This window comes from Candidatus Enterococcus moelleringii (assembly GCF_017377575.1).
Lineage (GTDB): Bacteria > Bacillota > Bacilli > Lactobacillales > Enterococcaceae > Enterococcus_A > Enterococcus_A moelleringii.
Map to the genome: position 1 here is coordinate 47,124 of NZ_JAFREM010000001.1, position 12,153 is coordinate 59,276.

Consider the following 12,153-nt stretch of genomic DNA (forward strand, 5'->3'; position numbering starts at 1 on the left):
GGCTATACTCCAATGAAGGCGTGCTTTTTGATCCAAGCCACCACTTCATCCAAGCCGGTACCGTCCTGTAAATTGGTGAAGATCGTTGGTTTTTCTAAGCGGTATTGTTTGGCGTCACTAGCCATAATACTCAAGTCGGCATGAACAAACGGTGCCAAATCGATTTTGTTAATCACAAATAAATCTGATTTGATCATCCCTTGACCACCTTTGCGGGGAATTTTTTCTCCTTGCGCCACATCAATGATATAAATCGACAAATCCACCAATTCTGGACTAAAGGTTGCTGCTAAATTATCGCCGCCGCTTTCCACGAAAATTACTTCCAAGTCCGGAAATTTCTCCTCCAGCTCTTCAATCGCTGCGGTGTTCATGGAAGTGTCCTCACGAATTGCCGTATGGGGACACCCGCCCGTTTCCACTCCAATGATTCGAGCCGGATCAAGAATGCCGGTATTAATCAGGTATTTCGCATCCTCTTTCGTGTAAATATCGTTGGTCACCACGGCGATCTCTACATCGTTTTGAATTTGACGCACGATTTGTTCGATAAGAAAGGTCTTGCCAGCACCAACTGGTCCGCCTACTCCAATTTTGATTGTATCCATTAAGCTCCTCCTAAAATTATCTAAGACATAAAATTACGGGCAAACAGAAATTCATGCTGCATCTGGGCGATTTCGATTCCCGGAGCGGTTGCCCCGAAATGATCGATAGGCAGCTCACAAACTCTTTCTGTCATTTCAGGAATTTGCTGGGACAGCCCATAAATAATTTTTTGCCCAGCTACTTGTCCAATCGGCACACCCCGCACCGCGTTTTGTACCATTGAAATGGTGGTGTTTAGTAAATACACTGATAAGGTTTCCTTTAGCTCAGCTTGTGAACAATAGGCCAACAAACCAAAAACGATGGCTGGATGAGGCGCCAGCTGCTGCTCCTTTAGTTGCGCCTGATAATTCAACAGCAACGGATGCTCCAGCAAGCTTTTGCCAATATTCAAAAATTGCTGCCCCATCTTTTGATTCGCCTGTCGCATTTCGCTAGGCAAAAGAAGAGCATTTAATTCAGTATTGATTTCCAATATATCTGCTAAGCTTTCCCGCTCTAGCGCTTCAAAGGCGCGACAAATCGCCATCGCATCCGTCGTTAAAACCTGGTTATTGAGAAATTGAATCAGCCATTCTTCAAAGGCATCAGCAGTTTGGATCCGCTGCTGATGCAAATAGGTTTCAAAGCCATAGGAATGGCTGAAAGACCCAATGGGAAAATTGGAATCGTTCATTTGAAATAAAAACAGGTTAGTGGTCATGGCTGTGCCCTATGTGCCGGAAGGGATGAGGCATTTTGATCTGTTGGCGTTCAAAGGCGATTCCCTTGTCCCCCAGCAACTTTTCAATTAAGTAATCGAATTGAACCACCATCGTGTCGTCGATAAATTGCGCCGGCAGATGACGATTCCCCAGCTCGTGAGCGATCACACCCATTTGATTGATGGACTCCGGTGAAATCACCAGCACGTCTTCTGGCAAAACGTCCACTACTACTAGCGAATCTTCAGTTTCAGCCAAAATGTCTCCTACATGCAAGTGTTTGCCGGGAGCCAGGCGAACGCTAACCTCGCCGCCAGACGTGTTCAAGTGATGAACACGTTTGGCTAAAGCTTCGTTTTCCAAGGCTACCCAATCTTTAGTTTTGCTTTCGGCAGCCGGATAGCTGTTAATGTTGCCGATAATTTCTTTTACGATCATGGAAATCTCTCCTATTTTTTATGATTGAGTTAGAATAAAAAGTATTTTTGCGCCATCGGAAGAACTTCAGCGGCCTCACTAGTAACAATTTCACCGTCTACTTTTACTTCATAAGTTTGCGGATCCACCGTGATTTCAGGTGTCGCATCATTGAACTTCATGTCCTTTTTGGTCAGCTTGCGTACCCCTCTAACTGGCAGTGTTTCTTTTTTCAGCTGATATTTTTCTTTGACATTGTTGTCCTGAGCTGCTTGAGAAACAAAGGTAAATGAGCTTTTCTCCAAAGCAGTCCCGATGCTGCCAAACATTTCCCGATAAAAGACTGGCTGCGGTGTTGGGATGGAGGCATTAGGATCGCCCATCTGAGCTACCGCGATCATGCCGTTTTTAATGATTTTAGTAGGTTTTACTCCGAAAAAGGCTGGGTCCCACAAGACTAAATCCGCAATTTTTCCAACTTCTACCGAACCGACATAGTCAGAAATACCGTGAGTGATCGCCGGGTTGATGGTGTATTTTGCGATATAACGCTTCACCCGGAAATTATCGTTGTTCTCGCCTTCTTCCAAAGACCCCCGTTGTTTTTTCATTTTGTCGGCAGTTTGCCAAGTACGGGTTACCACTTCACCAACCCGGCCCATCGCTTGAGAATCTGAGCTCATCATACTGAAAATCCCCATATCATGAAGTACGTCTTCGGCGGCAATGGTTTCTTTCCGAATCCGGGAGTCAGCGAAGGCTAAGTCTTCAGGAATATCCGGGTTCAGGTGATGACAAACCATCAGCATATCTAAATGTTCGTCCACCGTATTAACGGTGTAAGGCATCGTCGGGTTAGTAGAAGAAGGCAATACATTCGGCTGCCCCGCGATTTTAATAATATCTGGTGCGTGTCCGCCCCCGGCACCCTCCGTATGATAGGTATGAATCACCCGATCTCCAAAGGCTTCAATCGTCCGTTCCACAAAGCCGGTTTCATTCAAGGTATCCGTGTGAATCGCCACTTGCACATCGTATTTGTCGGCCACTTCCAGAGATTGCTGAATCGCTGAAAAAGTGGTTCCCCAGTCTTCATGGATCTTCAAGCCAATTGCTCCAGCTTCGATTTGTTCAGCCAAAGGAGCTTCAATCGCTGCTTGACCTTTTCCTAGGAAACCTAAGTTGACTGGCAGACCGTCTGCTGCCTGCATCATCCGTTCCAAGTTCCAAGCACCAGGTGTTACTGTTGTCGCATTAGTTCCTTCGGCAGGACCTGTTCCCCCACCGATCATCGTAGTGATTCCGTTGTGTAGAGCCGAATCTACCTGCTGCGGGGAGATAAAGTGAATATGCGTATCAATTCCGCCAGCGGTAATAATTTTATTTTCTCCAGCAATAATTTCAGTCGCTGCACCAATCGGAACGTCGATATTGTCCATAATTAATGGATTTCCAGCTTTGCCGATTGCCAAGATTTTGCCGTCTTTTATGGCTATATCGGCCTTAATTACGCCGCTGTAATCGACAATCGTGGCATTGGTGATCACTAAATCCGGTGCGCCGCCATCGCGAGTTACTAGCGGGTCCATCCCCATGCCTTCACGGATAACTTTCCCGCCGCCGAAGACAACTTCATCGCCATAAGTAGTGTAGTCTTTTTCAATTTCCACGAACAAATCAGTATCGGCTAAACGAATTTTATCGCCAACTGTGGGTCCGTATAATTCTGCATATTGTTTGCGAGAGATTTCTAAGCTCATTTAGTTTGCCTCCTTGTCTAATGGGCCATTGGTTTTTTCGTTTAAGCCGTAGACTTCACGTTTTCCTGCCAGAGCGACCAGCTCCACGGTCTTTTCATCCTGTGGTTCAAAACGAACCGCGACTCCGGCTGGAATATTCAAACGAAATCCGTATGCTGCATCCCGATCAAAGCGCAGTGCACTGTTTACTTCATAAAAATGATAATGGGAACCGATTTGGACCGGACGATCCCCTGTATTAGTCACGGTTACTTCCCGCGTTTCTCGACCGACATTGCATTGAATCGGCTCGGTACCTACGATAATTTCTCCTGGTTTCATGGAATTCCTCCTAGTTCATCCTATTATAGTAATTTTAGCTGTTAAAATTTCTTAGCGGATTGGGTTATGAACGGTCACCAGTTTCGTGCCGTCTGGGAAAGTGGCTTCCACTTGGATGTCGTGAATCATATCAGGAATACCCTCCATCACATCGTCAACCGACAAGATTGTAGCCCCATAAGTCATTAACTCAGCGACACTTCTACCGTCACGGGCCCCTTCCATTACTTCATAAGTAATCAAAGCGACTGCTTCGGGATGGTTCAGCTTCAATCCTCGATCTTTTCTGCGCCGGGCAACATCAGCGGCGACAACGATCATTAATTTCTCCTGTTCACGTGCTACTAGATTCATCTGGTTCCTCCTTGGAAAACTTTTTTTGAAATATTCTGTAAATTTAGAATGAGTTTATCATTGAATTCTCATGATTTCTAGTATCCGCGGTAATGTAATGTGAGGTTTAATGACATTCGTTGCTGTAAAGGCGGTTCTTTTGCACCAAAATGAAAAAGCATCTGTCATGAAATGGTAGGAAAATAGGAGTTTCGAACATTCGTAGTAACTTTTTATCACATAGATACGTATGACTAACCCTTAACGCAGCAAAAAAGAAGTCATCGATCAAGATGACTTCCGCTAAGACTACTATTTGATTCTAAAGCGACAGCTGCTTCGTGCTCACTGCCTCAACAAAATGCTGATCGTGTTCGATCACCAGCATGGTCGGACGTACTTTTTGAAGCAGTTGGATGATTTGCTGCTGATTAAAGACATCCAAATAGTTTAATGGTTCATCCCAAAAATATAGATTAGCCGGCTGTGACAAGGATTTGGCTAATTCCACCTTTTTACGCTGACCCATGCTCATGTCCTCAATCCGATTCTCAAACACGTTGCGCTCCATCCCCAGCTTATGCAGATTGCTGAGAAACATCGGATAATCCAGGCCCTCCTGTAAAGCAAAGTCTTGCAGCGTTCCTTGATTGTCTTCGTAACGCTGACGCACATAACTGATCTTGAGTCCCTGGGGCAGAAAAATTTCTCCTTTGGCTGTTCCAGAAAAAGTTCCCAGTAAAGTTTGAACCAGTGCGCTTTTTCCGCTGCCATTCTTTCCTGTAACCGTCAGACACTCACCGCGCTTCAGTTCAAATCCGATGTCTTTGAAAAGAACGTGGTCATCATAAGCTAAACTCAAATTTTCTACTCGAATAACCCGCTGATGATGACTGGGTTCAAAACGCATCGTCAAGCCATCGATGGTTTCGATATTTTTCAGCAATTGTTCCTTCTCAGTAATTTGGCCTTCCACCCGCTGCAAAATGGCTTTCGAGCGTTTCATCATTCTAGCCGCATCCGCCCCAATAGCTCCTGGGCTGACACGACGATATTCAGTGTCGATGAAGCCTTTCGATTTATTGAGCTTGTCGGTTTCCCGTGACGCTGACCAGGCCGCCTTTTCACGGGCCGTTTGCTGGAGTCGATTAATTTCCTTTTTCAGCTTAAGATTCTGCGCCTGTTCAAAGGCATCTTGTCGTGCCTTCTGCTCCTCATAAGTAGAAAAGTTGCCTTGATACAAAACCAGCTGGCTTTTTTCAATCGCCAGAATGTGATCCACCGTCTCATCTAAGAAATTACGATCATGGCTGACTAAAATATAGCCCTGCTTCTTTTTCTGCAAATATTTAGCAACCTGTTGGCGCCCTGAAATGTCTAGATGATTGGTAGGTTCATCTATTAATGGAAAGTTCCCTTCATCAGTAAACAAGCAAGCCAGTAGTACCTTCGTCTGTTCCCCACCAGATAAGGTATTAAAGGGACGCCACAAAATATCCGGATTACAGTCTAATAAATTCAGCTCCCGTTCCAGCTGCCAAAGTTCCTGATCCCCTTGTTCCTGCAACGCATCATAAGTCAATTGAGTTGGATCAATAATTTGATAAGGAAAATACACGAATGGCAAATCATGCAGAATCCTTCCTTGATAAGGCAATTGACCTTGCAACAGCTTCAGCAAAGTCGTCTTCCCTCGTCCATTACGGCCGATGAGTCCCAGCTTCCACTGAGCATCAATGAGCAGCTGGGCATCATCAAATAAATTTGTGCCTAGCTGATCGTAGCCAAAAGTCAGGTGATTAATAGTAATATTTGTCATAATGGATAGCACCTCGCAGTGACTTCTTCCCAGAAGCCAAAAAACCGCCAGTTATTTTCGACAACTGGTGGTTGAGTTGATTCCTATTAAGACAAAATTTCCCAAGACAAATAAACACGTTCTTGGTCATTTTCGTTAAGGATTCCTCACTATTTCACCAATTGTTCGAAAATCTGCACACTGCTCCCTTGGTCAATCCATGGTACAGTCTGAATGCAGCTTCTACTTAGTTGGTGAATGTTCGCATGTGGGTCCCCTCGCTTTCTGTCCTTTAACTATAGCAAGAAAACGATTGCAGGTCAAAGTGTTTATTGAACTGAAAGTTGAAGTGGGTAACTAACGGAGGAGAAGAGCCACCCCGAAAAAAACCTTTAAACGTCTTTTAATAGTTTTTGATCACTCGCACTAAAATCCGTTATCTTTCATTACTGAATATCCATGTTTTAGATAACGCTTTACGAAATAAATATTGCACATTTTTTTGCTTCGATAGAGAATACTCTTTAGATGAAACCAGACAAATGCTGTTGATAAAGCTCGACGACTTTTAAAAGACTCTTTATTCATCTCTGCTGAAAATTATATAAAAACGAATATCGAATAATTAATCGATGCTTATATACTTTGCCCTTAGGATTTTTTAATCAGCAAAAAAAGGCACCTGATCTGCTAACCAGCTGCCTTTTTTCAATAATTTCTGTTTTACATTTTGCGGTATTCTTCCATCTTTTCTTGGAAGTATTCTTCTGTTTTACCATAGGTTGTATAAGTAATTGCATTCGCTCCTGCTTCAATGGTTGCCAGAATCTGTTCATCGGTTCGCCCACCAGAAGCCATAATCGGGAATTCTGGGAACTTTTCTCTGATCCAGCGCACGAGATTGGTTGTTTCTTGTCCTCCAGCGACGTTGAATATGTCCACCCCGTTGTCAATCAGCTCCTGCAGATTCCGTTTATCATTTACTACCGTGTAAATAATTGGAATATCGACATTTTCATTAACCGTTTGAATAGTTTCCAAGTCACACGGACCATTTAAAACCACGCCAAAAGCACCGTGCTCCTCCGCAAACGTCCCTAAACGGGAAGAACGTACGCCAGAAGTCAATCCTCCACCAATTCCGGCTAAGATCGGGACCTGCGCAACTGTCGAAATTGCTGACAAAATTCGCGTATTGGGTGTCCAAGGATAAACAGCTAAAATAGCATCCGCGTCATTATTGGCAATCACTGCCACATCCATTGAATAAATAATGCTCTTGATCAACTTACCGTAAATTTGGATACCGGTGGACTTTTCAATCACTTTCGGCAGCTTGATAATACTTTGTCTAAGTTCCGAATATAACTCTGGGACATAAATATCGGTGTTCTTTTCATTTTTTTCCATTGAAAGTTCCCCCATTCTAATGAATTGATAGTACAAAAGGGCAAAAAACGACCAGCCAAACCAAGACTGGTCAACAGCGCAATGAATGCGTCGGTTTCTTCCCTCATTTTACCCGAAGATTAGTAAGTCGTTGTCTTTTTATGGTAAAGATTGATCAAAAGACTACGACTTTGGAATAAAGCTTTCCCGCACCATCAGCTTGGAAGGAAAGGTCATCACGACATGCTCCTGACGGATTCCTTCAATCCGTTCATTGGCTAAGCGAACAGCAGCTCGTCCAATGGATTGGGCATTAATTTTTACGGTAGTTAAGTTCGGCGTTAAAAATTCAGAAATTTCAATATCATCAAAGCTGGCAATCACTACATCCTTACCGATTTCTTTGCCAGCAGACTGTAGCGAGCGATAAACTCCTACTGATAACGGATCACTGCCGACTAAAATCGCTGTAGGAAACGAATCACATTCCGCTAACAACTCGTCAGCCATGCGTTTGCCTTCCAACGGCTCCCATTGCCCTACCTTGTAGCAAACCTCGGCTTCTAACCCATGCTCCTGCATAAACTGCTTATAAGTGCGCAGTCGTTTTTCGTTTTCGTTAAATTCTTTGTTCCCCTGTTCATCGACATCAATATTGTAGCCGCCGATATAGGCGATTCGACGATGCCCAGCTTCTAGAAACAGTGATAAGATTCGTTGCGTCATGCGTTTGAAATCAGCGTAGACTAGATCCACTTCCTGGGTGATATCGGGATTGTCCACCACAACGATGTTTTTATTTTGCTTCATCAGTTCCTGCAAGGATTTTTCTTTGACAGTGCCGACGACAATTACTGCTCCCAGATGATCGAAATCCTTCCACTCTCGCGGATTTTCAGATAAATTGTACACGCGATTTAAGCCTAGGTGCAGCTTACGAGCCTCTTCTTCGATCCCTGTTCGCAGCTGATTGAAGTAAGGGTCATCTAATTCGCTTTGGCGGCTAATGGTTGAAATGACACCGATTGAAGGTAATTTCTTTTTCTGATACTTGCGTTTATTAATGTCATAGTCAAGCGCTTCCACTGCCTGATAAATTCGTTCTCTGGTGGCGTCTGAGACCGACAACGTCTTATCATTATTCAGCAAGCGGGAAACGGTGCCGGGGCTGACATTCGCCCGCCGTGCAACATCGCGAATTCCTACCATAGTACCCTCTTCCTTAAAACTAATGATATCATTTTTACATAAACACTAACGAACTCTTCTATTTAACAATAATACAGCGACCACAAGTTGTCAAAGGTCAGTTATTCGTTGAAGAGGTTTGGGTTGTTTTTAAGGCTTTTTTGCGAAAAAAGTTGGTTTGATTCACCACAATTGCCGCCAGCATAATCGCAATAATGGCAAATAACAATTGGAACGGTACGAATAGGCTGTCTGAGCCGCCTAAGGTTTGTAATAAACTTAAGCCGAATGGTGCAATAAAATTCCCTAAATTACAGCCGATCAAAATAACTGATGTAGCAAAATTCATCTTGCTGGCGGAAGCGTAATTGTTTAGCGAGTTGTAGATGAATGGGAAAATCAAGCTGCCTGGAATGCCGCTGATAAAGTAGCCCACCAAGAGCAAGTTAAAGTTATTTTCCGAACGACCAATCAATAGAGTTGCTAGGGCTAACAAAGCTAAACCAAGGTATAAGCATTTTCTGCCTAACAAACGATTGACATGACCAAAGGCAGCTCCGGTTGCGATTCCGATAATCGGCATTACCGCTAAAAAGTTGGAGGCATTGTAGTCCGCTCCTCGCATGGTGACTACCATAGCCGGGAAACGAACACCGATCGCCATGAAGGTCATTACTAAGAATGAAGCAAAAATTGCTAATAAGTATACCTGTGGACGAACGTAGGCTCTAGTGTCGGACGACTGATCGTTACTTTCTTCCTGCGTGGCTTGAATTTCCGGTACTGCAATGGTGAACAGAACTAAAATGGGAAAAGCCAGCAAGTATACACCAAAGGAGAATTTCCAACCAAATGCCAATAACGCACCGGCTAATAAAGTCATGGCTGCACTACCGATATTTTCAGCAGCTCCGCGGTAGCCTAATAAAGTGGCCCGTTTGTTGGGCACTTCGCGATATAGCAGATTAATAACTGAAACGGCCAAGGAGTTGAATAGGCCAAATCCGGCCCCCAACAAAAAGCGGCTGACTAAAATAATCGGATAATTCGTTAGCACTAATGGCGCTGCTCCACCGATACCAACTAGGATCAAACCTAGTTGGATGGTTTTTTTCACGCCAATTTTTTGGGCAATAAAGCTGGACAGAACAACGAACAAGACAACCGCCAGTGCCGGAACGGTAGCTACCAACTCGCCTTGAGTGGTGGTCATTCCCAGGCTTTGACGCATTTGCGGCAACGCCCCGTTAATCGCAGTAGCACTCGTCAGCAGCAGTGAAATGGACAAAATCGCTAAGGGGGTAAGGATCGAATTCTTTTTCATTTTAGTTAGTCTCCTTTTATTGTTTCTTCAAATGGATCAGCTTCGTTTGGAAATCGCCGTAGAAATCTGGGAAGTATACGCCTAGGTTCATAAGTTCATCGCCGGCATAGGTTTCGCCAGTTTCCATATCGGTATAAATGGTTTCCGGCTCTAATCCTGCCAAGCGAACTTCATGGAACAACGGCTGAGCTTCACCTAATACGCGGGTGATAAATACCATCGCTTCAGATTTTGCTTCATCGACAAACATCCAAGCGGCGGTATTGCCTTCAAAAGGACTTGCCAGGCGGATAAAAGTACCGAATTGTACTAATGGCCGAACCGCTTGATAGAAAGTAATTTGTTCCTTGATCTCCACTTTTTCTTCTTCACTTAACAAGGTTAAGTCCAACTCGTAGCCGAACACGCCGCACATTGCCACATCTCCCCGAGTCTTCAACGAGGTTACCCGCCCTGTTTGGTGATTTGGCACCGCTGAAACATGGGCGGTACTGTTGGAAATGGGATAGGCAATACTTGTGCCGTACTGAATTTTCAAACGTTCCACGGCATCCGTGTTATCGCTAGCCCAAGATTGCGGCATATAATGTAAGAAACCCGCGTCAAAGCGCCCGCCGCCACCTGAGCAGCCTTCCCATAAAATATTGCTGTATTTGGTAGTTAAGTTTTCCAGTAATTCGTACACACCCAACATGTAACGATGGGCTGTCTCCCCTTGATTTTCTGGTGCCAAGGCGATGGAATAAGCGTCAGACATGCTGCGATTCATATCCCATTTAATGTAGTCAATCGGCACACTGTCTAAAATGCTTTCGATTTGCTGCTGAATATTTTCCCGCACTTCTTTGCGTCCCATATCTAGTAAATGCTGATCACGAGAAGAAGATGGCGTTCGACCTGGTTCTTGCATCAAATAATCCGGATGTTCCTGGTAAAGCTTGGAATCTATCGAAATCATTTCCGGCTCAAACCACAATCCGAACTTTAAGCCTTTGCCGTGAACATAATCAGCGATGCCCTTTAAACCATTAGCCAATTTCCCTTCAAATTCAAACCAATCCCCTAAAGAGGAGTTGTCGGATGTTCGAGCGCCGAACCAGCCGTCATCTAAGACAAACATTTCGATTCCCAGGTCAGCAGCTTCATCGACAATCTGTTCGATTTTTTTACTAGTGAAGTCAAAATAAGTCGCTTCCCAGTTGTTCACTAAGATCGGACGCTCTTGATCCCGATGTTCGCCGCGAGCGACCCGTTCTCTCAACAAACAATGATACGTATCGCTCATTTTGTTCAAGCCTTGATCAGAATAAACTAGTAATACTTCTGGCGTTTGGAAAGCTTCCCCTTGCGTCAATTCCCAAGAAAAATTGTAAGGATTAATCCCGACTAACACCCGTAATTGATCAATTTGATCTTTTTCAATTTCAAAGCGATGATTGCCGGAGTAAACAAATTGCATCCCCATCACCTCGCCGCTGAATTCGTTGGCATCCTGTCCCATTAATGCGACAAAGCTGTTCATGTGATGACTTGAGGCGCCGCGGCGGCTTTCAAAGACCTTCGTGCCATTCGTTAAGGTTTCACGAGCGACATGCCTTTCTCTTACGTGGGCACCTGGTAAGGATAAAACATCCGTGAAGCGGCCTGAATTGGTTAAGTCCAGCTGCATCGAAGCAATTTTTTCGATCGAAATTTTCCCGCCGGTTTCGTTTCGCACCTTCGTTGAACGAGCAACCACCCCACGATCGCGATAGATGGTATACAGTAAATCCAAATAAATCGCTTGATCCCGATCCTTCAAGGTTACGATCAAGGTGCTGGCTTCGTCCTCAGCTTCAATGTAGGCTGCCGGAAGTCCTTCTAAGGCTGGTTTTCCTGCAACCACTTGATACGAATCATAACGAAAATCATGCAGATTTGAGCCGTTTTCCCGTTTGATGATGGAAGCTGGAATGCGGTAATCCATCGATCCATGACTGGAAAATTCCTGTGGCAAGGTATCTTTGGAATACTCTCTCAACGCTTGTCCGGGAACATTGCCAGAAAAGCCGCGATCACGGCGCAGGTATTGTTTGTGGTTGCTGTAGCGGCTGATTCGTTTTCCAAAATAAATATGGCTCAAAACATTTTCATCTTCCACTTGCAGGATGTAAGAGATTTCATTGTTGTGTAAATGGAATACTCCGGTTTCTTTTTCGACAGTAATTAATGATTTGCTCACTTTAATTTCCTCCTATAAGTCTAGTAAACACTAAACCGTTTTCTTCTACTTGTTTACGTTATAGTGTTTACTAAACATATAAGTCAAGC

Annotated in this window: 11 protein-coding genes; all 11 read right to left on the bottom strand. The window is 44.2% G+C overall.

Going from position 1 to position 12,153, the window contains the following annotated elements:
- Positions 1-2: 2 nt before the first annotated feature.
- The 11 genes from ureG to JZO70_RS00310 all read right to left on the bottom strand — a co-directional run bounded on the left by ureG (position 3) and on the right by JZO70_RS00310 (position 12,064).
- Complete coding sequence (gene ureG / locus JZO70_RS00260; protein WP_207671521.1) at positions 3-608, bottom strand: urease accessory protein UreG; 606 nt, start codon at positions 606-608, stop codon at positions 3-5.
- Positions 609-628: 20 nt separating this feature from the next.
- The gene (locus JZO70_RS00265) at positions 629-1,312 is read right to left on the bottom strand and encodes an urease accessory protein UreF (RefSeq protein WP_207671522.1); all 684 of its coding nucleotides are present in this window, start codon (positions 1,310-1,312) and stop codon (positions 629-631) included.
- Entirely contained in the window at positions 1,302-1,751 is a 450-nt protein-coding gene (locus JZO70_RS00270; RefSeq protein WP_207671523.1) for an urease accessory protein UreE, read from the bottom strand. The genes JZO70_RS00265 and JZO70_RS00270 overlap by 11 nt, the downstream gene beginning before the upstream one ends.
- A 29-nt stretch (positions 1,752-1,780) precedes the next feature.
- Positions 1,781-3,490, bottom strand: coding sequence for an urease subunit alpha (ureC, locus tag JZO70_RS00275; protein WP_207671524.1), 1,710 nt, complete (start codon positions 3,488-3,490; stop codon positions 1,781-1,783).
- Complete coding sequence (locus tag JZO70_RS00280; protein ID WP_207671525.1) at positions 3,491-3,811, bottom strand: urease subunit beta; 321 nt, start codon at positions 3,809-3,811, stop codon at positions 3,491-3,493.
- Between the two features lie 51 nt (positions 3,812-3,862).
- Positions 3,863-4,165 (bottom strand): urease subunit gamma, encoded by a 303-nt coding sequence (locus JZO70_RS00285; RefSeq protein WP_207671526.1) that lies wholly within the window; start codon positions 4,163-4,165, stop codon positions 3,863-3,865.
- Between the two features lie 301 nt (positions 4,166-4,466).
- A complete protein-coding gene (abc-f, locus tag JZO70_RS00290) occupies positions 4,467-5,963 on the bottom strand; it encodes a ribosomal protection-like ABC-F family protein (RefSeq protein ID WP_207671527.1) in 1,497 nt (498 codons plus the stop codon).
- Between the two features lie 702 nt (positions 5,964-6,665).
- Positions 6,666-7,352 carry a hydrolase gene (locus JZO70_RS00295; RefSeq protein ID WP_207671528.1) on the bottom strand — a complete coding sequence of 229 codons (687 nt, stop codon included), beginning with the start codon at positions 7,350-7,352 and terminating at the stop codon, positions 6,666-6,668.
- A gap of 162 nt (positions 7,353-7,514) precedes the next feature.
- Positions 7,515-8,540 (bottom strand): LacI family DNA-binding transcriptional regulator, encoded by a 1,026-nt coding sequence (locus JZO70_RS00300; RefSeq protein WP_207671529.1) that lies wholly within the window; start codon positions 8,538-8,540, stop codon positions 7,515-7,517.
- 97 nt (positions 8,541-8,637) lie between these two features.
- Positions 8,638-9,843, bottom strand: a complete 1,206-nt coding sequence (locus JZO70_RS00305; protein ID WP_207671530.1) for an MFS transporter — start codon at positions 9,841-9,843, stop codon at positions 8,638-8,640.
- Positions 9,844-9,859: 16 nt separating this feature from the next.
- Positions 9,860-12,064 (bottom strand): alpha-galactosidase, encoded by a 2,205-nt coding sequence (locus JZO70_RS00310; RefSeq protein WP_207671531.1) that lies wholly within the window; start codon positions 12,062-12,064, stop codon positions 9,860-9,862.
- Positions 12,065-12,153 lie beyond the last annotated feature (89 nt).